Source organism: Cyanobium sp. Cruz CV13-4-11 (genome assembly GCF_024346055.1).
In the GTDB taxonomy this organism is placed as follows: Bacteria; Cyanobacteriota; Cyanobacteriia; order PCC-6307; family Cyanobiaceae; genus Cyanobium.
This window is the reverse complement of record NZ_JAGQCH010000009.1, coordinates 33,621-58,212: the sequence shown is the minus strand read 5'-3', so window position 1 is coordinate 58,212 and position 24,592 is coordinate 33,621. Positions and strand designations below refer to the sequence as shown.

At 68.7% G+C, this 24,592-nt stretch carries 17 protein-coding genes and 1 pseudogene; 7 read left to right on the top strand and 11 right to left on the bottom strand.

Annotated features, from left to right (window positions below; translation table 11 throughout):
• The first annotated feature begins 76 nt into the window (after positions 1 to 76).
• Positions 77 to 1,384 carry an AmpG family muropeptide MFS transporter gene (locus KBZ12_RS08840; RefSeq protein ID WP_261359936.1) on the top strand — a complete coding sequence of 436 codons (1,308 nt, stop codon included), beginning with the start codon at positions 77 to 79 and terminating at the stop codon, positions 1,382 to 1,384.
• Here KBZ12_RS08840 and KBZ12_RS08835 read toward each other — a convergent pair.
• The 8 genes from KBZ12_RS08835 to rpsT form a co-directional block, all read right to left on the bottom strand.
• Positions 1,336 to 2,148, bottom strand: a complete 813-nt coding sequence (locus KBZ12_RS08835; protein ID WP_254957559.1) for an alpha/beta fold hydrolase — start codon at positions 2,146 to 2,148, stop codon at positions 1,336 to 1,338. The genes KBZ12_RS08840 and KBZ12_RS08835 overlap by 49 nt on opposite strands.
• Positions 2,145 to 3,203, bottom strand: coding sequence for a 23S rRNA (adenine(2503)-C(2))-methyltransferase RlmN (gene rlmN / locus KBZ12_RS08830; RefSeq protein WP_254957558.1), 1,059 nt, complete (start codon positions 3,201 to 3,203; stop codon positions 2,145 to 2,147). The genes KBZ12_RS08835 and rlmN overlap by 4 nt, the downstream gene beginning before the upstream one ends.
• Positions 3,203 to 3,367 (bottom strand): chlorophyll a/b-binding protein, encoded by a 165-nt coding sequence (locus tag KBZ12_RS08825; protein ID WP_254957557.1) that lies wholly within the window; start codon positions 3,365 to 3,367, stop codon positions 3,203 to 3,205. Before KBZ12_RS08825 ends, rlmN begins: the two co-directional genes overlap by 1 nt.
• Complete coding sequence (locus KBZ12_RS08820; protein ID WP_254957556.1) at positions 3,360 to 7,469, bottom strand: DNA-directed RNA polymerase subunit beta'; 4,110 nt, start codon at positions 7,467 to 7,469, stop codon at positions 3,360 to 3,362. Before KBZ12_RS08820 ends, KBZ12_RS08825 begins: the two co-directional genes overlap by 8 nt.
• 73 nt (positions 7,470 to 7,542) lie before the next feature.
• Positions 7,543 to 9,447, bottom strand: coding sequence for a DNA-directed RNA polymerase subunit gamma (locus KBZ12_RS08815; protein WP_254957555.1), 1,905 nt, complete (start codon positions 9,445 to 9,447; stop codon positions 7,543 to 7,545).
• A 58-nt stretch (positions 9,448 to 9,505) separates the two neighbouring features.
• The gene (rpoB, locus tag KBZ12_RS08810; RefSeq protein WP_254957554.1) at positions 9,506 to 12,796 is read right to left on the bottom strand and encodes a DNA-directed RNA polymerase subunit beta; all 3,291 of its coding nucleotides are present in this window, start codon (positions 12,794 to 12,796) and stop codon (positions 9,506 to 9,508) included.
• A gap of 258 nt (positions 12,797 to 13,054) precedes the next feature.
• On the bottom strand, positions 13,055 to 13,867 hold the full coding sequence (locus KBZ12_RS08805; RefSeq protein ID WP_254957553.1) for a TatD family hydrolase: 813 nt from the start codon (positions 13,865 to 13,867) through the stop codon (positions 13,055 to 13,057).
• A 10-nt stretch (positions 13,868 to 13,877) separates the two neighbouring features.
• Positions 13,878 to 14,192, bottom strand: coding sequence for a 30S ribosomal protein S20 (gene rpsT, locus KBZ12_RS08800; RefSeq protein WP_254957552.1), 315 nt, complete (start codon positions 14,190 to 14,192; stop codon positions 13,878 to 13,880).
• Between the two features lie 103 nt (positions 14,193 to 14,295).
• Between rpsT and hisD the strand changes: the two genes are divergently transcribed.
• A complete protein-coding gene (hisD, locus tag KBZ12_RS08795; protein WP_396100911.1) occupies positions 14,296 to 15,663 on the top strand; it encodes a histidinol dehydrogenase in 1,368 nt (455 codons plus the stop codon).
• 28 nt (positions 15,664 to 15,691) lie between these two features.
• Here hisD and rpiA read toward each other — a convergent pair whose 3' ends face one another.
• From rpiA to KBZ12_RS08780, 3 genes are all read right to left on the bottom strand, one after another.
• Complete coding sequence (gene rpiA, locus KBZ12_RS08790) at positions 15,692 to 16,405, bottom strand: ribose-5-phosphate isomerase RpiA (RefSeq protein WP_254957551.1); 714 nt, start codon at positions 16,403 to 16,405, stop codon at positions 15,692 to 15,694.
• A 64-nt stretch (positions 16,406 to 16,469) separates the two neighbouring features.
• On the bottom strand, positions 16,470 to 17,618 hold the full coding sequence (locus KBZ12_RS08785; protein ID WP_254957550.1) for a trypsin-like peptidase domain-containing protein: 1,149 nt from the start codon (positions 17,616 to 17,618) through the stop codon (positions 16,470 to 16,472).
• A complete protein-coding gene (locus KBZ12_RS08780) occupies positions 17,588 to 18,415 on the bottom strand; it encodes a metallophosphoesterase (RefSeq protein WP_254957549.1) in 828 nt (275 codons plus the stop codon). Before KBZ12_RS08780 ends, KBZ12_RS08785 begins: the two co-directional genes overlap by 31 nt.
• Before the next feature lie 80 nt (positions 18,416 to 18,495).
• On the opposite strand from KBZ12_RS08780, the gene KBZ12_RS08775 reads away from it, so the two are divergent.
• The 5 genes and pseudogenes from KBZ12_RS08775 to infB all read left to right on the top strand — a co-directional run bounded on the left by KBZ12_RS08775 (position 18,496) and on the right by infB (position 24,588).
• Positions 18,496 to 18,780 (top strand): hypothetical protein, encoded by a 285-nt coding sequence (locus tag KBZ12_RS08775; protein WP_254957548.1) that lies wholly within the window; start codon positions 18,496 to 18,498, stop codon positions 18,778 to 18,780.
• 140 nt (positions 18,781 to 18,920) lie between these two features.
• Entirely contained in the window at positions 18,921 to 19,394 is a 474-nt protein-coding gene (locus KBZ12_RS08770; protein ID WP_254957547.1) for a ribosome assembly cofactor RimP, read from the top strand.
• 51 nt (positions 19,395 to 19,445) lie between these two features.
• Entirely contained in the window at positions 19,446 to 20,876 is a 1,431-nt protein-coding gene (nusA, locus tag KBZ12_RS08765; RefSeq protein WP_254957546.1) for a transcription termination factor NusA, read from the top strand.
• A pseudogene (locus KBZ12_RS08760) lies at positions 20,873 to 21,124 on the top strand (YlxR family protein); the annotation flags it as partial. The gene nusA and the pseudogene KBZ12_RS08760, both read left to right, overlap by 4 nt.
• A 101-nt stretch (positions 21,125 to 21,225) precedes the next feature.
• The gene (infB, locus tag KBZ12_RS08755; protein WP_254957544.1) at positions 21,226 to 24,588 is read left to right on the top strand and encodes a translation initiation factor IF-2; all 3,363 of its coding nucleotides are present in this window, start codon (positions 21,226 to 21,228) and stop codon (positions 24,586 to 24,588) included.
• Positions 24,589 to 24,592: the final 4 nt, after the last annotated feature.

Below are 24,592 nucleotides of genomic sequence, written 5' to 3'. Positions count from 1 at the left end.
TGTGGCTCGATCCTGGGGCCGAGGGCAGCGGCTGGCACCCCAACTAAGGTGCGCAGCACGCACAACCGCGACTTCCATGGAAGAGCCGGCCCATCCGCGATCAGAGCCGGGCGGGTGGAGGCGTCTGGGGGCGGTGAGTGCCCTCGGCTTTTCCAGCGGCGCTCCCAACAGCGGCCTCGGCGAGATTCTGCCTATCTGGCTGGCCACCCAAGGGGTGCCGGTGGAACTGATCGGTTTGCTACCGCTGGCCGGGCTGCCCTACGTGATCAAGTTCCTGTGGGCCCCGCTGCTGGAGCGTTGGCCGATCCCCTGGCCAGACCGTCGCCGCGGCTGGATCGCCCTGCTGCAGGTGGTTCTGGCGCTGACGATTGCGGCCATGGGCCTGCTGCGTCCCAGCACGGACTCACAAACGCTGCTGATGATCGGGGGGGTAGCCTTGGTTATCGCAGTTCTGAGCGCCAGCCAGGACATCGTCATCGACGCCTACCGCACCGACTTGCTCCCGGATCAGGAGCGCGGTGCAGGGGCAGCCGCCAGCTCGTTGGGCTTCCGCGGCGGCACCCTGGTACTCGGCAGCGGTGCCCTACTGATCGCCGGCAGCGCCAACTACCCGCTGGCTTTTCTGGCGGCCGGGGGCCTGATGCTTCTGCTGGTCCCCGGCACTCTGGCCGCACCGAAACTGCCCCCTCTGCGCGAACCGGTGCACAACCTTCGTCAGGCGGTGATCGGCCCGGTGCGCGAGTTCCTCGGCCGCACGGGGGGGCGTAGGGCCATGCAGCTGCTGGCCTTGGTGCTGCTCTACCGCCTACCCGATGGCCTGCTGGCGCCGATGAGCGGCCCCTTCCTGGTGGCAGAGGGGCTCAAGGAGGGACAGATCGGCCTGATCAAGTCGGCCCTGGGCATCCTTGCGACGATGGTGGGGGTGATCGTGGGCGGGGTGCTGTTCAGTCGGCTGGGCATGAACCGCAGTCTCTGGGTGTTCGGTCTCGCCGGAGCGGCCGGCAACCTCGCCTATTGGCTGGTGGCCCGCGGCACCATGTCACTGGAGGGCGTTGCCGCCGCGGTGCTGATGGAGAACTTCTCGAGCGGCCTGGTGGGCACCGCGTTCGTGGCCCTGCTGATGAGCCTGTGCAACCCGCGCTACTCCGCGACCCAGTACGCGGTGTTTTCCGGGGTCTACGCGATCAGCAGCAAGGTCTTTGCCGCATCGTCTGGACTGCTTGTGAAGCTGGCGGGGTGGGAGCACTTCTTCCTTCTCACCGCCGCCGCAGCTGTTCCGGCCTTCCTGCTGATGGTGCGGCTCACCCCATGGAACGGCCAGGGCGCCCGCGGGGCCTACTCCACTGAGCGTGACGCAGAAAACTCCCGCAGCAGCGGGATGTAGTGCGGGGAGCCCTCCACGGCGTTGTGGCCATCGACGGGCAGCACCACCAGGGAGGCCACCCCGGGGCGGAAGCTCGACAGCAGGGCATCGGTATGGGCGCGCGGGATCACCTCGTCCCGTGCGGCGGCAATCAGCAGGGTGGGAGCCTCCACGCGGGGGGCGACCGCCCAGGAGCGGTACTTGTCCCGCAGCAGCAGGGCCACCGGCACCAGCGGGAACTGGCGGGAGGCCACCGCCTCAATGCTGTCGAACGGGGTGACCAGCACCAGCCGGGCCACCGGACGCCGGGCCGCCAGGTGCACCGCCACACCGCTGCCCAGGCTGCGGCCCAGCACCGCGATGTGGTCGTGGTCGGCCCGCACCCGGTCGAACAGAGCCAGGGCATCGGCGAACAGGGCCTGCTCCGAGGGCTGGCCGCTGCTGCCGCCATAGCCCCGGTAGTGCATCAGGTAGAGGGCGTGCTCCGGAAAGGCGGCCTCCAGCAGCGGCAACTGGCCCGCCACGGCCTCGGCATTGCCGCCGAAATAGAGCAGCGCCTTCGGGCCGGGGCGTCGGCGGACGGTCACCAACACCCGGGCCCCCGGCGGACCGCCTGTGATCGGCAGGGTCAGCAGCTCGCCGGGAGCATCGGCGGAACGGGGCTGGGGGAAGTAGAGCAGGGAGCGCTGCCGCAGAAATAGCAGGCCGCACAGGGCCCCATAGGCCAGTGCACCGGCCAGGACGACCGCCAGGGCAGGGACAACGCGTGGCGAAACCGGGATCACCCCGCCGGGGCGGTGAGCAGGCGGCGGCGCAGCTGGCCGCAGGCCGCATCCTGATCCAGGCCGCGGCTGGCCCGCACGCTCACAGCGATGTGGCGCCGCTCCAGCTGGGCGCGGAAGGCCTCCACCGCCTCAGGTGCGGGGCGCCGGAAGTCCTCCTCGGCGATCGGGTTGTAGGCGATCAGGTTGACGTGGCTCTGGAAACCCCGCAGCAGGCGGGCCAGGGCGTCGGCCTGGCGGGGATGGTCGTTGAGGCCGCCCAGCAGGATGTACTCGAAGCTCACGCGCCGGCCGGTGAGGGCCACATAGTGGCGGCAGTCGTCGAGCAGCGCCTCCATGGGATAGGCGTGGGCGGTGGGGATCAGCTCCTCCCGCAGGCGCTGGTCGGGGGCGTGGAGACTCACGGCCAGGGTGAACTGGGCCCGGCCCAGCCGCTCCAGGGCGCGCTCGGCCAGGGTGGGCAGACTGCGGGGCACCCCCACGGTGCTGACGGTGATCTGCCGCTGTGCCATGCCCAGATCGGTGCAGAGGCAGGCGATGGCTTCCAGCACCGCGTCGGTGTTCAGCAGGGGTTCGCCCATGCCCATGAACACCACATGGCTGGGGCGGCGGCCCATCGCTTCCCGCACACTCAGCACCTGGTCGACGATCTCGTGCACCGCCAGGGAGCGCTGCAGCCCCCCCTTGCCGGTGGCGCAGAAGCGGCAGCCCATGGGGCAGCCCACCTGGCTGCTGACGCAGACCGTGAGCCGGTCGCCGCTGGGGATGCCCACGGTCTCGATGCTGAGGCCGTCGGCGGTGCCCAGCAGCAGCTTGGTGGTGCCGTCGCGGGCGTCGCTGCGGTGCAGCAGGGGCGAACGGCCGAGGCCGGGGCCGGCGGCCGCCAGCTGCTCCCGCCAGGCCTTGGGCAGCACCGTGATCTCCTCGAGGCTGCGGGCTCCCCTGGCGTAGATCCAGTCGTGCAGTTGCTTGCCGCGAAAGGGGGGCTGGCCCTGCAGACCCGCCCACTCCTGGAGGGCCGCCTGGCCCATCCCCAGCAGGGGAACGGGCTCCGCCATCAGGGCCAGATCAGCAGGCCGTGACCCAGCTTCCACTCCACCACCACCAGGGCGATGAAGCCGAGCATGGCCAGCCGGCCATTGAAGCGCTCGGTGTGGGTGTGGAAGCCGAAGCGCGGCACCCGGCGCACCGGCACCGGGGTGGCGATGGAGGGATCAGTCATCGCTGAGCAATCCCTCCTCCTGCAGGCCCTCGAGGGCGGCCGGGTCGGCGATCAGCTCCTCTTCGAGGCCCTCCTCGGCGGTGGGACGGGCGAAGGCGGCGAAGCCGCTGGCGGCCGCTTCGATGCCGTGACGGCTGCGGGTGGCCTCCAGATCCTCCTCGGAGGGGTCATCCAGCACGGCGGCGGTGACCGCCGGGGCGGGCATCTCGACGGTGTAGTCGGGACGCAGGTTCTGGTTGCGGCGGTAGCCGGCGGCCTCCTCCTCGAGGATGTCGGGGTGGGGTCCGGCCTCGGCGCGCAGCTCCTCTTCGAAGCCACCGAAGCCGGTGCCGGCGGGGATCAGGCGGCCGATGATCACGTTCTCCTTGAGGCCCCGCAGCCAGTCGCTCTTGCCCTCGATCGCCGCTTCGGTGAGCACCCGGGTGGTCTCCTGGAAGGAGGCCGCCGAAATGAACGAATCGGTGTTGAGGGAGGCCTTGGTGATGCCCAGCAGCACGGGGGTGAACTCGGCGGGAGCACCACCGGTGATGCCCATGGCGGAATTCACCTGCTCCACCTGACGCAGCTCGATCAACTCACCGGGCAGCAGCGTGGTGTCACCGGCATCCTCGATGCGGACCTTGCTGGTCATCTGGCGCACGATCACTTCAATGTGCTTGTCGCTGATCGAAACCCCCTGCGACTTGTAGACGTTCTGCACTTCCGTGACCATGCGGAACTGCAGCTTGGAGATCGCCTCCTGGGCGGCCTCCATGGTGGGCTTGCGGCTGCGCAGATCCTCGAAGAAGCACTCGAGCAGCTCGTGGGGATTGATCGGACCGTCGGTAAGCATCTCACCGGCGCTCACCTGCTGGCCATCGTTGACCATCACGTTGCGGCCGAGAAGAATCGGGTACTCGGTGATGACGTCATCGGTCTCGATCACCGACACGGTGATCGAATCGTCGTCCTCCCCCTGCTTGATCTGCACGGTGCCGCTCTTGCGGCAGAGCACGGCCGATTCCCGCGGCCGGCGGGCCTCCAGCAGTTCTTCGATACGGGGCAGACCCTGGACGATGTCGCCGGTCTTCTGGCGCTCGAACACCAGCAGGGCGAGGGCATCCCCGCGCTGCACCAGCTCACCGTCACGGACGTGCAGCACCGAATCGGGCGACACCATGTAGGGCCGACCCAGACGGATGGTGAGGGTCTTGCCGTTGATGGCCTCCACCTGGCCGCAGCAGGGGGAGAGCACCCCGTCGGCCAGCACGTCGCCGTCGACGATGCGATCGCCCACTGCCACCTTCGGGGCGGCCCCGCCCAGATCCAGGCTGCGGGTGTCGTCGGCCCGCTCGACGATCAGGCGCCGGATCGGTTCACCGACGACGGGTTCGGGCAGCTGGACCACGCCGTTCTCCTTGCACAGGATCTGGGTGGTGGCCACCACATCGCCGCGCTTGACGGCGATGCCGTCCTCCACCTGCAGTTCGGTGTGGGTGGAGCCGTGGCTGGCATCGGAGAGGGTGTCGCGGCGCACCAGCAGGGTTTCCAGGATCACCAGCTGCAGGCGCTCGATGGTCTTGGCCCGCTTGTCGGCGACCACCTCCACATCCACCGTCATCTGGGGGGTGGTGTCGAAGGATTCCAGGATCAGCTGGGTGCGCAGCAGCTCCACCCCTTCCACCGACTTGATCAGCTCGCCGTCCTTGAAGGTGAGGCGCTGGGTGGCCTTCAGCCCCAGGGAGGGGCCGCCGGTCTGCTTGACCGTGGAGAGTTCGGGCAGGTGGGCGGCATCGGGGATGGCGTATTCCTCGACGGGCCGCAGCAGCAGGGCGCCGCCCTCGGGGGTGTCGACCTTCTCGACGAACTTCATCGCCTCGGCCTTGAGGCCAGGGGCGATCTCCTCACCTGGGTTGACCATCTTGCCGTCCTCGCCGTAGCGACCGAGCACCTTGGCGTCGGAGACCAGGTGCAGCTCACCGGAGCGAACGATGATCTCCCGCAGGATGTCGTTCTTCTGGGTGACGGTGACGATGCCCGCGGTCTGGCTGAAGATGTCCTTGACGACTTCGGTGCCGGCCTCGATCCACTGGCCGTCCTCAATCATCAGCAAGGAGATGTCCTTGTTGATCTCGTGGGTTTCCTGGGGAATCCACAGCAGGGTGCCGCCCTTGCTCACCTCAAAGCCGTGCTTGGCGGAGCGGGCCTTCTTGATCGAGAGGCCGGGGGCGAACTTCACCATGCCACCGGTCTGGGTGCGGAAGCGATCGTCGGTGAGTTCGGCGATCACCTCACCGGCGCCGATCTTGGTGCCGGGCTGGGTCTTGACCAGATAACGGGTGTTGTCCTTGCCCTCCAGGTGCCAGCTTTCGCCGGTGTGGCTGGATTCACCCACTAGCTTGCAGTCCTTGAGGGTGAGGCTGGCGGTGACGATCTGCACTTCTCGTGAATCGCCGGTGGACTCCCGCAGCCGCACGGCTCCGCCGTATTCGCTCTGCAGACGGCTTTCGGCCAGGACATCGCCAGGGGTGACCAGCTTGTCGGTCTCCACCACAGGGAGGGCATTCGGGGGCAGGTTGTAGACGTCGCCACTGAACACCCACATCCGACCCAGACGCTGGGCCTTGTGGGTGATATTGCCCTGGCGATCGGTGACCTCCCTGGGCTGGATCACGTCTTCGAAACGCACCTGGCCGGCCAGGTCGCAGATGACATCCTTGGTGGCCTTCTCCACGCTCTTCTTCACCGCCGAGCCCGAGGAGATCTGGGCCAGGATGATGTCGTGGGCGACGGGATCGCCATCGGCCACGAACAGGATCGAGCCGTTGGTGATGTCGATCTTCTGCACCTTGCCCTTGCCCGAGGGCTTGAGGGTGAGGGTGAAGTCGGTTTCGGCCAGCTTGGCCTCCACCCCGTGGGGGGTGCGGTGGTCACGCACCCGGGCCTTGGGGCCGAATTCCACGATCCCGTCCACCAGGGAGCGCACCACGCCGGTTTCGGCCGTGGACACACCACCGGTGTGGAAGGTGCGCATGGTGAGCTGGGTGCCCGGTTCACCGATCGACTGGGCGGCGATGATGCCGACGGCTTCGCCCAGGTCGACCAGTTCGTTGTGGGCCAGGGCCCAGCCATAGCACTTGCGGCAGACCGAACGGGAGGCCTCGCAGGTGAGCGGCGAGCGCACCATCACGGTGGCGATCGCCGCCTTCTCGATGGCGGCGGAAAGGGCCGGGTCGATCTCACCATTGCGATCGACGATGACGACGCCGTCGCTGTCGACGACGGGCTGGGCCGCCAGACGGCCCACCAGCTTGGTGCCGAAGCGGCCCCGCTCGTCGGCGTTGATGGGGATGAAGCGGTGGGTGCCGCAGTCCTCCTCGCGCACGATCACGTCCTGGGCCACGTCCACCAGACGGCGGGTGAGGTAGCCGGAGTCGGCGGTGCGCAGGGCCGTGTCCACCAGGCCCTTGCGGGCTCCGTAGGAGGAGATCACGTACTCGGTGACCGTGAGGCCCTCGCGGAAGTTGGTGCGGATCGGCAGGTCGATGATCTCCCCTTGCGGGTTGGCCATCAGGCCGCGCATGCCCACCAGCTGGCGCACCTGGGACATGTTCCCCCGGGCGCCGGAGTTGGCCATCATCCACACGGAATTGAGTGGATCGTTGTCGTTGAAGTTGCGGCGCACCGCCGCCACCAGCCGCTCGTTGGTTTCGGTCCAGGTGTCGATCACCTTGGTGTGGCGCTCCACCTCGGTGATTTCACCCAGCCGGTAGCGCTCCTCGGTGGCCGTGATCTGCTCCTCGGCCTCCTCCAGCAGAACCGCCTTGTCGCCGGGGATGCGCAGGTCGTCGACCGAGATCGACACCGCCGCCTGGGTGGCGTAGTGGAAACCCAGATCCTTCAGCTCATCGGCCATCGCGGCGGTGGCCGCGGTGCCGTGGTGCTTGTAGGCCCAGGAGACCAGGTTGCGCAGCGCCTTCTTATCGATGATCCGGTTGCGGAACGGCGGCGCCTGCTTGCTGAGGGCGGAGGCCGCGAGTTCGGCGGCAGCGGTGGCGGCGGCCAGTTCGGCGGCGGCCTTGGCGCTTTTCTTGCTGATCTTCTTGGCGGGGGTGGCGGTCATGGCAGCGCGCGTTGGAAAAGGCTGGAGGGGAACGGAAGACACGGGGCTCAGGGCTCGGCCCGGCCGGTGGAACTCAGGTGGCGGCCACGGCGTCGATGATGGTGTGGTTGATCACGACCCGACCCACGGTGGTCAGCAGGTAGCGGCTGATCAGGGCGCCGTCCTCATCGAAGCGGTCGCGGCGGAACTTCCACTGCTCGAAGCGGGTGCCGTCGGAGAGGGTGCCCTGCTGCGCGGGCTCGTTGTCCTCGTCGTCGCTCTCCACCTCACCGTTGAAGCGCACCCAGACCCAGTCGTGCAGGGTGAGGTGCTTCTCCTCGAAGGCGGCGATCACGTCCTCGAGATCGGCGAAGGTGCGCGAGCGATCGCCGAAGGCGGGCTGCACCTTCTCCCGATCGACGGCGGTGAGGTAGTAGGCGCCCAGCACCATGTCCTGGGACGGGGTGATGATCGGCTCGCCGGTGGCGGGAGACAGCACGTTGTTGCTGGCCAGCATCAGCATGCGGGCCTCGGTCTGGGCCTCGATCGCCAGGGGCACGTGCACGGCCATCTGGTCACCGTCAAAGTCGGCGTTGAAGGCGGGGCAGACCAGGGGGTGGAGCTGGATGGCCCGGCCATCGACCAGCTTGGGTTCGAAGGCCTGGATGCCCAGACGGTGCAGGGTCGGGGCCCGGTTGAGCAGAATCGGGTGCCCTTCGATCACTTCCTGCAGCACCTGCATCACCTCGTCGTCGGCCCGCTGAATCAGCTTCTTGGCCGCCTTGATGTTGTTGACGATGTTCTGGCGGATGAGGCGATGGATCACGAACGGCTGGAACAGCTCGATCGCCATCTCCTTGGGCAGACCGCACTGGTGCATCTTGAGCTTGGGGCCCACCACGATCACGGAACGGCCGGAGTAGTCGACCCGTTTGCCCAGCAGGTTCTGGCGGAAGCGGCCCTGCTTGCCCTCAATGATGTCACTGAGTGACTTCAGGGCCCGGTTGTTGGCCCCCACCACGGTGCGACCGCGGCGGCCGTTGTCGATCAGGGCATCGACGGCCTCCTGCAGCATCCGCTTCTCGTTGCGGACGATGATTTCGGGGGCGAGGATCTCCTGCAGCCGCGCCAGGCGGTTGTTGCGGTTGATCACCCGCCGGTAGAGGTCGTTGAGATCGCTGGTGGCGAAGCGGCCGCCGTCGAGCTGCACCATGGGGCGCAGATCGGGGGGGATCACCGGGATCACATCCAGCACCATCCAGTCGGGACGGGCGTTGGTGGCGATGAAGTTGTCGATCACGCGCAGGCGCTTGATCAGCTTGGCCCGCTTCTGGCCCTTGGAGTTGTTGATGTCCTCCCGCAGCTGCTCAGCTTCTTTTTCGAGGTCGATGTCCTCGAGGAGTTGCTTGAGGGCTTCGGCGCCGATGCCCACGATCGGCTCGTTCTCGATCTCGGAATCCTCGGCGAAGATCTGGTCCTCGATCTCCAGCCACTCGTCTTCGGTCAGCAGCTGCTTGTAGGTGAGGTCCTTGTGGTCCCCCTTGTCGAGCACCACGTAGCAGTTGAAGTAGACGATCTGCTCGACGTCCCGCAGGGGCATGTCGAGCAGGATCGCCACATAGCTGGGGATGCCCTTGAGGTACCAGACATGGGACACGGGGGCCGCCAGCTTGATGAAGCCCATGCGGTGGCGCCGCACCCGGCTCTCGGTGACCTCAACGCCGCAGCGCTCGCAGACGATGCCGCGGTGACGCACCCGCTTGTACTTGCCGCAGTGGCATTCCCAGTCCTTGGAGGGGCCGAAGATCTTCTCGCAGAAGAGCCCGTCCATCTCGGGCTTGAGGGTGCGGTAGTTGATCGTTTCCGGCTTGGTGACCTCACCCACCACCTGACCGTTGGGCAGCGTGCGCTGCCCCCACTGCATGATCCGCTCGGGGGAAGCGAGCGTGATCTTCACGTAGTCGAAGTGGTTTTCGGTGCGGAGGTTGCTGTTGGACATGGCGGAAACGCAGGGTGATCGAGAGAAGCGGAGAAATCAGAGCCGGTGAATCAAGCGATCAGTCATCGTCGTAATCCGCGACGCCGAGGGACTCGTAGGTGGGACGGCTGGGGGTGCTGCGGCGAGGATTGACGTCCTGCATCAGGTCGACTTCCTCACCGGCGTCGGTGTAGACGGCGATGTCGAGGCCAAGGGACTGCAGCTCCCGCATCAGCACCTTGAAGGACTCGGGCGTGCCGGGCCGGGGGATGGGCTTGCCCTTGACGATGGCGTTGAGGGCCTCGTTGCGGCCCTGCATGTCGTCGGACTTGACGGTGAGCAGTTCCTGCAGGGTGTAGGCGGCGCCGTAGGCCTCGAGGGCCCACACCTCCATTTCCCCGAGTCGCTGGCCGCCCTGCTGGGCCTTGCCGCCCAGGGGCTGCTGGGTCACCAGGGAGTAGGGGCCGGTGGAGCGGGCGTGGATCTTGTCGTCCACCAGGTGCACCAGCTTGAGGATGTGGGCGTAGCCCACGGTCACAGGCTGGTCGAAGGGTTCGCCGCTGCGGCCATCGATCAGCTGGATCTTACCGGGGTTGGTGGGGTCGTAGACCCATTCCTTGCCGGGCAGCTTGGCGGCCTCCTCGAGGTAGGTCTGCACCGTCTGCTTCGATTTCTCGGGGCCGTACATCTCATCGAACGGCACCACCTTGACGCGGCAGTCGAGGTGGGACGAGGCCCAGCCCATCAGGCATTCGAACACCTGACCGACGTTCATGCGGCTCGGCACACCCAGGGGGTTGAGCACGATGTCGATGGGGGTGCCATCGGGCAGGTAGGGCATGTCCTCCCGGGGAAGGATGCGGCTGATGATGCCCTTGTTGCCGTGGCGGCCGGCCATCTTGTCGCCCACCTGGATCTTGCGGCGCTGGGCCACGTAGACCCGCACCACCATGTTCGCTCCCGGCGGCAGTTCGTCGCCCTGCTCACGGGTGTAGATGCGCACGTCGACCACCCGGCCCCGTTCGGTGCTGGGCACCCGCAGGGAGTTGTCGCGCACGTCGCGGGCCTTCTCACCGAAGATGGCGCGCAGCAGCTTCTCTTCCGGCGGTTGATCCGACTCGCCCTTGGGGGTCACCTTGCCCACCAGGATGTCGCCGGATTCGACGTAGGCGCCGATGCGGATGATGCCCATCTCATCGAGGTGGCCCAGGCTCTCCTCGGCCACGTTGGGGATTTCCCGCGTGATCTCCTCGGGTCCGAGCTTGGTCTGGCGGGCTTCGATCTCGTACTTCTCGATGTGCACCGAGGTGTAGAGGTCGTCCTGCACCAGACGGTCGCTGACCAGGATGGCGTCCTCGTAGTTGTAGCCCTCCCAGGGCATGTAGGCGATCAGCACGTTCTGGCCGAGGGCGATTTCACCGCCTTCGCAGGCCGAGCCATTGGCCAGCACCTGGCCGGCGATCACCGGGTCGCCCTGGCGGACGATCGGCCGCTGGTTGAGACAGGTGTCCTGGTTGGAGCGCTGGTACTTCTGCAGGAAGTGGGTGTGATCCTTGCCCTGGTCGTCACGGATGACGATGGCGGTGGCATCGACAAAGGAGACGGTGCCGTTCACCTTGGTGATGGGCACCATGCCGGAGTCGCGGGCCACCTGGGTTTCCAGCCCGGTTCCCACCAGGGGCCGCTCGGGCCGCAGCAGGGGCACGGCCTGGCGCTGCATGTTCGAGCCCATCAGGGCCCGGTTGGCGTCGTCGTGCTCCAGGAAGGGGATCAGGGAGGTGGCCACCGAGATCACCTGCACTGGCGACAACTGGACGTAGTCCACCTGCTCGGGGGGAACTTTCTCGAAGTCCTGGCGGTAGCGAACGGGCACCAGATCAACGGTGATGCGGCCGGTGGCGTCGGTGGGCACGTCGCCGGGGGCCACCCGGCATTCATCCTCCAGGTCGGCGGAGAGGTAGAGGGGATCGCCCTGTTTGAGGACGATGCCGTCTTCCACACGCCAGAAGGGGGTTTCGATGAAGCCGTACTCGTTCACCCGGGCATGGGTGGCGAGCGAACCGATCAGGCCGGCGTTGGGGCCTTCCGGGGTCTCGATCGGGCAGATGCGGCCGTAGTGGGAGGGGTGGATGTCGCGCACCGCGAAGCCAGCCCGCTCCCGGGTGAGACCGCCTGGGCCGAGGGCGCTGATGCGGCGCTTGTGGGTCAGCTCGGCCAGGGGGTTGGTCTGGTCCATGAACTGGCTCAGCTGGCTGGAGCCGAAGAACTCCTTCACCGCCGCCACCAGGGGCTTGGGGTTCACCAGCTGGGCGGGGGTGAGCGATTCGGTCTCGCCGACGGTCATCCGTTCCTTGATGATCCGCTCGAGACGGTTCAGACCCACGCGCACCTGGTTCTGCAGCAGCTCCCCGACCGAACGCACACGGCGATTGCCGAGGTGGTCGATGTCATCGAGGCTGGCTCCGCCGACATCGAGCTCCAGATTGATCAGGTAGTCGATCGTGGAGAGAACGTCCTCGGCGGTGAGGGTGCGCACCGCATCGGGGATCGTGAGCCGCAGCTTCTTGTTGATCTTGTAGCGACCCACCCGGCCCAGGTCGTAGCGCTTGGGATCGAAGAAGCGGCTGTGCAGCAGCTGCTGGCCGCCGCTCACCGAAGGCGGTTCACCCGGACGCAGCTTCTTGTAGAGCTCCAGCAGGGCCTGGTCTTCCGAGGAGATGCCCTCTTCGTTGGAGGCCTCGATCGACTTCTGGTAGTACTCCGGGTGCCGCAGCTTGTCGAGCACGTCGTTGTCGGAAAGACCGATGGCCCGCATCAGCACGTGGGCGTTGATCTTGCGGGTCTTGTCGACGCGAACGTGCAGCAGGTCGTTCTTGTCGGTTTCGAACTTCAGCCAGGCCCCCCGGTTGGGGATCAGGCTGGCGTTGAAGGTCTTGCGGCCGTTCTTGTCCTGCTCGTCCTTGAAGTAGACGCCCGGGCTGCGCACGATCTGATTGACGATCACCCGCTCGGCGCCGTTGATGATGAAGGTGCCGCGCTCGGTCATCAGGGGGAGCTCCCCGATGAAGACCTCCTGCTCCTTGATCTCGCCGGTCTCCTTGTTGACCAGGCGGCAGGTGACATACATCTGCGAGGCGAAGGTCGCATCGCGACGCTTGGCCTCTTCGACGTCGTGGCGCGGGCGTTTCAGGCGATACTGGTCGCCGATGAAATGCAGTTCCAGCTTGCCGGTGTAGTCGGTGATCGGAGAGAAGCTGTCCAGCTCTTCGATCAGGCCCTTCTCCAGGAACCATTTGAAGCTCGCCCGCTGTACCTCCACGAGATCGGGAAGGTAAGTGACGGTCTTGGCGACCTGGATCGCGCTGCTCATGCGGTGAACCTGCAGGAACGGTGGTGGTAGGGCGGGCCTGGACGGGGAAGGGCGATCACGCTGGGACCTGCCTGGAGGATTGCCCGGTGACGGGCCATGCCAACAGGCGCCTAGCTGTGGCATCCGCCCATTGAAATGGGACGAATGCTCAAGCAGAGGCGCTTACAGGGCTCGCTGCGATGTTGCCGACTTAGCTGCCGACTCAATGGATGCCGTCGTGGACAAAAAGAGCGCTTCCGCTTCCAGGCCAATTAGACATCATACAACCTGGTGGGGCAGTCGGAAAAGTCGGGTGGCATTGGCCGTGGTCTCCTGCGCCACCTGCTCGAGCGTCTCGTCCCGCAGCTCGGCCACCCTGGCCGCCACCGCCGCCACATAGGCAGGTTCGTTGCGCTTGCCGCGGCGGGGCACGGGCGCCAGGAAGGGACAGTCGGTTTCGACGAGGTAGCGATCGGGCGGCACCAGCCGGGCACAGGCGTGGATGGGCTCGGCCTTGGCGAAGGTAACCGTGCCACTGAAGCTGATGTAGAGGCCAAGCTCCAGGAAACCTGCCATCTCCTCGGGGGTGCCCCCCCAGCAATGCATCACCCCGCGGGGGCAGGTGCCACGGTGCTGGCGCTGGCGCAGCTCGGCGAGCATTGGCTCGGCCGCGTCCCGGCAGTGGATGATCACCGGCAGATCCAGGGCCACCGCCAGATCCAGCTGGGGCCCTAGGGCCGTGAGCTGTTCATCAAGATTGGTGGCCCGGAACAGATCCAGGCCCAGTTCACCGATCGCCACCACCCGGTCGTCGGTGCGGGCAGCGGCTTCCAGCACCGCTGCGGTATCGCTGTGCCAGTGCTGGGTGTCGAGGGGATGGACCCCAACGGCGTAACGCAGCTCAGGGAAGCGGTCGGCCAGGGACCGGATCGCCGGAATCTCGGCCGGCTCCACGCAGGCATGGACGAGAGACTTGACCCCCGCCTCCCGCCAGCGCTGGGCCACCTCGTCGAGGTCCGCCTCAAAGTTGCGGAACACGATGTGGCAATGGCTGTCCACCAGGGATGGGGCAGCCTCGGAGCTGACGGCCATGGGGTGGCGCTCAGGCGCCGGCGCTGCCGGCGGCGGCCGGCTCAAGCACCTGCTTCACCGCCACGCTGAGGCGCGACTTCTGATTGGCACCGGTGTTGCGATGCACCACTCCCACCTTGACCGCCTTATCGATCTTGCTGAAGGCGGCGCTCATGCTGGCCTGGACGGCGGCCTTGGCCTCCTCTCCGGGCTGCTGGCCGTAGGCGCTGCAGGCCGTCAGGCAGCGCTTCATCAGGGTGCGCAGGGCGGACTTGTAGGTGCGGTTGCGCAGGCGATTGCGTTCAGCGATCTCGATGCGTTTCTTCGAAGACTTGTTATTGGCCACAGGCGTAGGGGCGCTGACTCGGCAAACGTGGATCCTACCTCCTGGGGCCTGACCGGCCCCAGGCCCTAATTTTGAGGCAGCCCTCCGCCTCCGGAACCGCCCCGTGGTTGCTTCCACCCCGACCAGCAGCAGCCCCGCCGGTGGCGCCTCCGCGGCCCTGCCGCCGCGGCAGCCCCTGCGGATCGCCTGCCTGCGGGATGGGCGACTGGCCGGTGAACGGCTCGAAGCGATCGCCGCCCGCACCGAGGGCGATCAGATGCAGCAGCAAGAGGCCAAGGTCGCGGCGATCCTGGCCGAGGTGCGCCAGCGCGGCGATGCGGCCCTGCTGGAGTTCAGCGAGCGCTTCGATGGCCAGCGGCCCGATCCCCTGCGGGTGCCGCCCGAGAGCCTGGCCCAGGCCTGGCGGGCCTGCCCCGACCCCCTGCGCCGGGCCCTCGACCTGGCCCACGACCGCATCCTCGATTTCCACCTCCGTCAGAGACCCGCGGATCTGGCCGTGGAGGGCCCCCACGGCGAGCGGCTGGGACGGCGCTGGCGCCCGGTGCAGCGGGCGGGGATCTACGTCCCCGGCGGCCGTGCCTCCTACCCCAGCACGGTGCTGATGAATGCGATTCCCGCCCGGGTGGCCGGCGTGGAACGGCTGGTGATGGTGACCCCGCCGGGCCCCGGCGGCGAGCCGAACGTCACCGTGCTGGCGGCCGCCCACCGGGCCGGGGTGGAGGAGGTGTACCGGGTGGGGGGCGCCCAGGCGATCGCAGCCCTGGCCTACGGCACCGAAACGATCCCCGCCGTTGATGTGATCAGCGGCCCCGGCAACCTCTTCGTGACCCTGGCCAAGAAAGCGGTCTACGGCAGGGTCGGCATCGATTCCCTGGCCGGCCCCAGCGAGGTGCTGGTGATTGCCGACCACACCGCCAAGCCCGCCCCGGTGGCCGCCGATCTGATGGCCCAGGCGGAGCACGATCCCCTGGCGGCCGCCATCCTGATCACCACCAGCGAGGAGCTGGCCGCCGCCCTGCCAGCCGCCATCGAAGCCCAGCTGGAGGGGCATCCCCGGGCCGCCATCACCCTGCAGGCCCTCAACGACTGGGGGCTGATCGTGGTCTGCGGCGATCTTGCCGAGGCGGCGGCCCTCAGCGACCGCTTCGCCCCGGAGCACCTCGAACTGCTGGTGGCGGATCCCGAAGCCCTGGCCGATCGGATCCGCCATGCCGGCGCCATCTTCCTCGGCCCCTGGTCGCCCGAGGCGGTGGGCGACTACCTGGCCGGGCCCAACCACACCCTGCCCACCTCGGGCACCGCCCGCTTCGCCGGCGCCCTGAGCGTCGAGACCTTCCTGCGACACACCAGCCTGATCCAGTTCAACCGGGCGGCCCTGGAGGCCACTGGCCCAGCGGTGGTCACCCTGGCCGAGAGCGAGGGACTGCACAGCCACGCCGAGTCCGTGCGTCAGCGGCTCTCGCCCGACTGACGCCAGGGCCGGTCCACTCCCTGGCTGGTCAACGCCGGGGCAGATCCCGCACCCCAGCCACGCCGTCCACGACCTCACCCACCAGCACCTGATCGGCCAGGTTCACGAACAGGCCGTTCTCCAGCACCCCGGGGATGTTGTTGATCGTCGCCTCCAGGGCGGCGGGATCGCCGATGCCGCCCTCGAAGGCCACATCCAGCACCAGGTTGCCCTGGTCGGTGACCACCGGACCGGCCTTGCGCACCGCCATCCTCAGCTCAACCGAACTCCCCATGGCGGTGAGTTCATCCCGCACCTGGCGCCAGGCGCCGGGCAGCACTTCCACCGGCAGCAGGAAGCCGAGGTTGAGGCGCTCCACCAGCTTGGTGGCATCCACCACGATCACGAAGCGATCGGCCCGGCGGGCCACCAGCTTCTCCTGCACGTGGCAGGCGCCGCCCCCCTTGATCAGCTGGAAGGACGGATCCACCTCATCGGCGCCATCGATGGCCAGATCGATGCGCTGCACGGCGTTCAGCGCCTGCAGGGGGATGCCCAGCTCGGCGGCCAGCACCTCCCCCTGGAAGGAGGTGGTGACCCCGACGATGCCGCTGAGTTCGCCCTGCTGCAGCTTGCGGCCGAGGGCCTGGATCATCAGCGCGGCCGTGGAACCGGAACCCAGCCCCACCACCATGCCGTCGAGGATCTGATCCACCGCCGCCGTGGCCACGGCCCCCTTCATGCGGTCCTGGAGATCGGACATCGGAATCTGCCGGAAATGGCGCAGACCGTAGCAAGGGGGACTGTCCTGACCGCCTCGGCGCCTCCTAGCCCGCCTGGGGCAGGGCCGCCGGCCGGATCGAGAGCTGCAGCTCCCGCTGGCCGCGCACCACCTTCAGTGGCAGGGGTTGGCCCACCTGGGACCGCTCCACCTGCTGGAGCAGGGCCGAGGGGGTATTGACCGGCTGGTCGGCGATGGCCACCACCAGATCGCCGCGGTGGAGGCCGGCCGCCTCCGCCGGACTTTCCGGCAGCACCCGCTGCACCAGGGCCCCATCCCGCTCGGGCAGCTGCAGCAGGGCATCGGGATCCTTGTTGTTGTCCCGGGCCATCCGGGCGGTGAGCGGCACCAGCTGGAGGCCCAGGTAGGGATGCACCACCGTGCCCCCCTCACCCAGCTGGTCGGCCACCCGTTTGGCCAGGTTGATGGGGATGGCGAAGCCGAGCCCGGCCCCCGGCCCGGAACGCACCAGGGTGTTGATGCCGATCACCTCACCGGCGGCATTGATCAGGGGCCCGCCGGAGTTGCCGGGGTTGATCGCCGCGTCCGTCTGGATCAGGTCGAGGCGTTTGTCGGCAAAGCCAAGGCTGTTGATGTCGCGGTGCAGGCTGCTGACGATTCCCAGGGTGACGGTGCGTTCCAGGCCATAGGGACTGCCCAGGGCGATGGCCCAGTCGCCCACTTCGAGGGCTTCGGAATCCCCCAGGGGCGCGGCGCTCAGGGGGGACCTTCCGGCGATGCGCACCACCGCCAGATCGGTGACCGGGTCGGTCCCGACCACCCCGCCATCCAACTGGCGGCCATCGGCGAGGGTCACGGTCACCGCGTCCACCTTCTCCACCACGTGGGCATTGGTGAGCACCAGGCCGCGGGGCCCATCGATCACCACCCCCGAGCCCTGGCCCCGTTCCCGCGTGCTGCTGGAGGGGTCGCCGAACAGGTCCCGCAGCAGGGGATCCAGCAGGGTGGGGTCGAAGGGGGGCCTGGCGACGTTGCGCTCGGTGTCGATCCGCACCACCGCCGGGCCCACCCGCCGGGCGGCGTCAGCCACGAAGCTGTGGGGGGTGAGGGCCGGGGGATCTGCCTCGAGGGCCGCGGCGGGCAGGGGCAGGGCGGTGAACACCAGCAGCAGGGCCAGCACCATCAGGCCCCGCAGCCGCCGGCTCAGGGAAGACAGGGGGTGGGAGCGTTGCATGAGGCGAGGCTAGGCCCGTCAAGCGGCGCCCAGCGCAGCAACCGCTGCCGCAGGACGCCGTCCTCGCCGATCTCCAGCCAGCGCCCGCCAGGGTCGTCCGGACGTTCCAGGGGGCAGCACTGCACGGGGGGAAAGCTGCGCAGGGTGGAGGGGCAGCCCAGCAGGGGCACCTCCGGCCGGCCGGGCAGGTCCCCTTGCCAGTGCTGGTGGACGTGGCCGAAGACCAGCCCCCGCAGGCCGGACAACGGCCGCAGCCCATCAATCAGGGCCGCACCATCCCGCAGCCGGATGGCATCCATGGCGGTGTCGCCGATCGGAACCGGGGGATGGTGCACGGCCACGAGCAGGGGCTGGCCCCCGGCCGGCACCTCGGCGGCGAGCTGGCGCTGCAGCCAGTCCAGCTGGAGCGGGCCCAGTTCGCCGGCGGTGTCACCGCTGCAGTGGCTGTCGAGCAGCAGCAACCAGCCATGGCCGCAGCGCACCAGGGCCGGAGCGATCACGGCGCGGCGCCCCAGGGCGGCCCGCAGCAGGGCGGGGTGGTCGTGGTTGCCCGCCAGCAACGCCACAGGCAGCGGCAGCGTCTGCAGCACTTTCCCCAGGCGGACGTAACCGCCCCAGCTCTCGTCATCGCAGAGGTCACCGCTGATCAGCAGCAGATCGGGGGCCTCCCCGAACGCCCGAAGCTGGCGGAGGGCCTCCTGGAGCCCATGGTGCAGCAGGTCCAGCGCCGGCCGGCCATGGCAGCGGCCGGCGGGATCGGCGAGCAGATGGGGATCACTCAGTTGAAGAATTCGCATCGGAGACCGCTCTGGCTGGCCCTGAGCGGGACCGCATGACCTGAATCGGCTTAACTTTGCCCCCAGTCCTCCCCGAGGCCATGGCCACAATCCCTCCCGGCACCCGGCAGCGCTGCACCCTCTGCAAGGTGGAGATCCAGGGGATGGCCGGAGGCAACGACCTGGTGCACTTCAGCCAGGGGGCTCCCGGCAGCCGCGCCAAGCTCTGGGCGCGGGTCTGCCAGTTTCTGCGCACGACTGAGCAGTGCGGCCAATGCCTCAACCAGGACCTCAGTCTGCGGGGCGAGGTCAGCGCCAACGACTACTACGCCGAGGCTCCTGTCCTGGAGCTGCCCAGCCCCCCGGGGGCCAATCCCTTAGGGTGAGTCAGTGCCCGCCGGGCATCACCCTTTTCCCGGATGGCGTTTCCCCTGACAGGGACTGCGCCGCTGGTTGGGGGCAGTGAACACTGCAGCGCACGGCGGACCATCCCGCCCGCGGGAGATCCTCCCCACGCCGCCAGTCCTTGCCCCATCCCCTCACCGACGACCTGGAGACACTGGCCCGGCCGGTGGTCCAGGAGTCGCATCTCACGGTGCAGTCGGTGGAGGTGTTGGCCCATCGCATCCCCCTCACGGTCGTGGTGCGGGTGCAGCGGACCGACGGCTCCGACGTGAATCTCGACGAGTGCGCCGCCGTGAGCGGTCCCCTCGCCGAGGCCCTTGAGGCGTCGGGACTGCTGACCATGGCCTACGTCCTGGAGGTGAGCAGCCCCGGCATCGGGGAGGAGCTCCTCACCGACCGGGACTTCGTCAGCTTCCGGGGCTTCCCGGTGGAGCTGATCCGCCAGGAGGCCGGCGGTGCGGAGGTGCGCCGCACGGGCCTGCTGCTGGGCCGGGATGACCAGGTGGTGCAGCTCAATGAGCGCGGCCGCATCCTGCGCATCCCCCGTGAGGAGGTGCGGCGGGTGCGGCTCAGCGAAACTCCGCCCGATTCCTGAGCCGCTCCGGTTCGTCCTTCCTTCCCTTCCATCCCACCTGCCCCCGAGTTCATGGCCCTGGTTCTGCTCCCCGGTCTCAACAACCTGATCGAGGACATCAGCGACGAGAAGAAGCTGGCTCCCCAGGTGGTGGAGGCGGCCCTGCGGGAGGCACTCCTGAAGGGCTACGAGCGTTACCGCCGCACCCTCTACCTGGGCATCAGCGAGGACCCCTTCGAGGAGGACTACTTCAGCAACTTCGACGTTGCGCTCGATCTCGAGGAAGAGGGCTACCGGGTGCTGGCCAGCAAGATCATTGTCGAGGAGGTGGAGAGCGACGACCACCAGATCGCCATCGAAGAGGTGCGCCAGGTGGCGGAAGACGCCCAGATCGGCGACACGGTGGTACTGGACGTGACACCGGAGAAGGATGATTTCGGCCGCATGGCCGCCGCCACCACCAAGCAGGTCCTGGCCCAGAAGCTGCGCGACCAGCAGCGCCGCATGATCCAGGAGGAATTCGCCGACCTGGAGGACCCCGTGCTCACCGCCCGGGTGATCCGTTTCGAGCGCCAGAGCGTGATCATGGCCGTGAGCAGCGGCCTGGGCCGACCGGAGGTGGAGGCGGAACTGCCCCGCCGCGACCAGCTCCCCAACGACAACTACCGCGCCAACGCCACCTTCAAGGTGTTCCTCAAGGAGGTCAGCGAGGTGCCCCGTCGCGGTCCCCAGCTGTTCGTCTCCCGGGCCAATGCGGGCCTGGTGGTCTACCTGTTCGAGAACGAGGTGCCTGAGATCCAGGAGGGCTCGGTGCGAATCGTTGCCGTGGCCCGCGAGGCCAATCCCCCCTCCCGTGCCGTCGGCCCCCGCACCAAGGTCGCGGTCGACAGTGTGGAGCGGGAAGTGGATCCGGTGGGGGCCTGCATCGGCGCCCGCGGCTCCCGCATCCAGCAGGTGGTGAACGAGCTGCGGGGCGAGAAGATCGACGTGATCCGCTGGTCGCCGGATCCGGCCCAGTACCTGGCCAACTCCCTCAGCCCGGCGCGGGTGGAGATGGTCCGCCTGGTCGACCCCGAAGGGCACCACGCCCACGTACTCGTGCCCCACGACCAGCTGAGCCTGGCCATCGGCCGGGAGGGTCAGAACGTGCGCCTGGCGGCCAGGCTCACCGGCTGGAAAATCGACATCAAGAATGCCCAGGAGTACGACCAGGTCAGCGAGGACCAGACGGTGGCGGCCCTGATCGCCCAGCGCCAGGAGGAGGAGGCCCTGCAGGCCGAAGCCGAGGCCCGTCTGGAGGCCGAGCAGGCCACCCGGGCCGAGGAGGATGCCCGCCTGCGGGAGCTCTACCCCCTGCCCGAGGACGAGGAGTCCTACGACTTCGAGGAGGGCGAACTGCCCTCCGATGGCCAGGCCGAAAGCCAGCCTGAGGTGCCGGCCGAAGCTCCAATCGAGGCCGACGCCGACGACGACGACGAGCTCCCTACTGAGGACGTCCGGTGACGTCGAATGCGAGGCGCCCGGTGCTGCGCCGCTGCGTCTCCTGCCGCCGCCTCTGCGACCGCAGCCAGCTCTGGCGGGTGGTGCGTCAGGCCGACGGGAGCGTGAGCCTGGATCGGGGCATGGGTCGCTCGGCCTATCTGTGCCCCGAACCGAGCTGCCTGGAGGAAGCCCGCCGCCGCCGCCGCCTCCAGCGCGGCCTCCGTTGCGCCGTCAGCGATGCCATCATCGCCAGCCTCGAGGCACGTCTCGAGCGATCGGCCCCGCGACCTCTGAGGCAAGATGAACCATGGTCGCCACGTGTGTGCGGCCCCGGGGTCCTTTCGGCCCCACCGTACGGAGACCTTTCTGAATGACCAGCAGCGGCAAAGTGAGAATCTACGAGCTGTCGAAGGACCTGGGCCTGGACAACAAGGACGTGCTCGATGCCGCCGAAAAGCTCTCCATTGCGGCCAAGAGTCACAGCAGCTCGATCAGTGATGACGAGGCGACCCGCATCCGTTCGCTGATCGGCGTCAATGGCGACAGCCTGACCCCATCGCGGCCCGAACCGGCGGAGCCCACCTCCCCGGCCAAGGCGATCCTGGCGGTGAAGAAGGCCGCCCCGGCACCCGTGGCGGCCCCCCGGGCCAGCGCTCCGCCGACCCCACCGGCACCCTCCGCCCCGGCCCCACCAGCGAGCCGCCCGCCCGCACCGCGTCCCGCAACGGCGGCCACCTCCCCCGCCCCCGCCCGGCCCGAACCGCCTGCGGCACGCCCCAGGCCGCCCGCTGCTCCGGCCCCGGCCCGTCCGCGACCGGTGGAAGCCGGCAAACCGGCCGTTCGTCCGCCCACCATCATTGGCAAGCCGGCGGCTGCGGCCCCCACGGCCCCAGCCCCCACGGCCACCTCACCCGGTGCCGGCGCCCCCCCCTCCCGCCCGGTGCCAGCAGCCCCCGCCCGGCCCGCCGCCGTGGCCCCTCCGGCCAAACCAATGGCGGCGCCGAAGCCCACCAGTCCGGCTCCGGTGAACCGCACCTCCCAGCCGCCGGTGCGGGTCGGTTCCCCCCAACGACCACCGGCGCCGGCCCCCGGCCGCCCCGTGCCGGCCGGTGCGGGCGCTGCCCCCACCCGGCCCCCGGCCACCCGCCCCCAGCTGGTCGGGCGTCCCCAGCCCGGCCAGGGCGGCCCCACGAGCAGCCGGCCCGCGCCGCCCTCGGCCCGTCCCCAGCGTCCAGGCACCCCCGCACCGATCCGTCCCAGCAGCGCCGGCTCCAGGGCCGGTTCGGCCCCGGGACGGCCCGGCCCCACCCCACTCGAACTGGTCGGCAAGCCGATCCGCCGCGACTCAGCCGGTCCAGGCACCTCGGCGGCAAGTCGTCCGGCGGCCCCCGGCCGCCCGGGGATCCCGGCCGGCATGCGCAAGCCGATGGCCCCCGGCGAGCTGATGCAGCTCCAGAAACCCACCGGCCGTCCCACCGCCCCGCCGCCGCGCCGTCCCGACAGGAGCGAAGGCAGCACCGAAACCGGAGGGGAGACGGAGGGTGTGACGCGCCCGACCGCCACCCCGCCGGCGGCCCCCCGTCGCCCCGGCTTCCGCCCGCCCACGCCGGCCGGCGCCCGTGCCCCCGGTGCCCGGCGGCCCGATTGGGACGACAGCGCCAAGCTCGAGGCCCTGCGCAGCCGCACCCCGCAGAAACAGCGCACCAAGGTCCACATCATCGGCGAAAACGATGATGCCCTCACCGCCGAAACCGGCGGCTACGCCGGCGAGCAGGAAGCCCTGGTGCTCCAGGCCAGCCTGGCCAGGCCGGCCAAGCCCCGCTCCGCTCCTGGCACCGCTGCCAAGCCCACCGTGGCGGTGCGCAAGCGCAAGAAAGAGACCACCCGCCAGCGCCAGCGGCGCCGGGCCATGGAGCTGCGGGCCTCCCGCGAAGCCAAGGCCCTGCGTCCCGAGATGCTGATCGTGCCCGAGGGCAACCTCACGGTGCAGGAGCTGGCCGACCGGCTCGGGGTGGAGAGCTCCGAGATCATCAAATCCCTCTTCTTCAAGGGGATCATCGCCACCGTCACCCAGACCCTCGACCTGAACACGATCGAGACGGTCTCGGAGGAGTTCGGCGTGCCCGTGCTCCAGGACGACATCGAAGCCGCGGCCAAGAAGACCGTGGAGATGATCGAGGACAGCGACCTGGCCCACCTGATCCGCCGGCCCCCGGTGGTGACCGTGATGGGTCACGTCGACCACGGCAAGACGAGCCTGCTCGATGCGATCCGCAAGACCCGGGTGGCGGCGGGCGAGGCCGGCGGCATCACCCAGCACATCGGTGCCTACCAGGTGGATGTGCCCCATGGCGACGAGACCCGCAAGATCACCTTCCTTGACACCCCGGGCCACGAGGCGTTCACCGCCATGCGGGCCCGCGGCACCAAGGTCACCGACGTGGCGGTACTGGTGGTGGCCGCCGATGACGGCGTCCGCCCCCAGACCCTGGAGGCGATCAGCCACGCCCGCGCCGCCGAGGTGCCGATCGTGGTGGCGATCAACAAGATCGACAAGGAAGGGGCCCAGCCCGACCGGGTCAAGCAGGAGCTCTCCGGCCTGGATCTGGTGGCCGAGGACTGGGGCGGCACCACCGTGATGGTCCCCGTGAGCGCCATCAAGGGGGAAAACATCGACAAGCTGCTGGAGATGATCCTGCTGGTCACCGAAGTGGAGGACCTGCAGGCCAACCCCGACCGGATGGCCCGGGGCACCGTGATCGAGGCCCACCTCGACAAGGCCAAGGGCCCGGTGGCCACGCTGCTGATCCAGAACGGCACCCTCAAGGCCGGCGACGTGCTGGCGGCGGGTCCGATTCTCGGCAAGGTGCGCGCCATGGTCGACGACACCGGCAAACGGGTCAAGCAGGCCGGCCCCTCCAGCGCCGTGGAGGCCCTCGGCTTCAGCGAAGTGCCCACCGCCGGCGACGAATTCGAGGTCTACACCGACGAGAAGAGCGCCCGGGCGGTGGTGGGCGACCGGGCCAACGAGGCCCGGGCGACCCGCCTGGCCCAGCAGATGGCCTCCAGGAGGGTCTCCCTGGCCTCGATGTCAGGCCAGGTCAGCGAAGGCGAGCTGAAAGAGCTCAACCTCATCCTCAAGGCAGATGTCCAGGGCAGCGTGGAGGCGATCCTCGGATCCCTCGAGCAGCTGCCCCAGGAGGAGGTCCAGGTGCGGGTGCTGCTGTCGGCCCCTGGCGAGATCACCGAAACGGACGTCGACCTGGCGGCGGCCTCGGGCGCCGTGATCGTGGGCTTCAACACCTCGATGGCCTCCGGAGCCAAGCGTGCCGCCGATGCCACCGGCGTCGATGTGCGCGACTACGACGTCATCTACAAGCTGCTGGAGGACATCCAGATGGCCATGGAGGGCCTGCTGGAACCGGAGCTGGTGGAGGAGAACCTGGGCGAAGCGGAGGTGCGGGCCGTGTTCACCATCGGCAAGAGCGCCGTCGCCGGCTGCTACGTCACCAACGGCAAACTGCAGCGCAATTGCCGCATCCGCGTGCACCGCGGCAAGGAGCTCGTCTACGAAGGCGATCTCGATTCTCTGCGTCGCAACAAGGACGACGTCAAGGAGGTGGCCACGGGCTTCGAGTGCGGCATCGGCTGCGACCGGTTCACCGGCTGGCAGGAGAGGGATCGGGTCGAGGCCTTCAAGCTGGTCACCCAGCGCCGGACCCTCAGCACCTGATCCC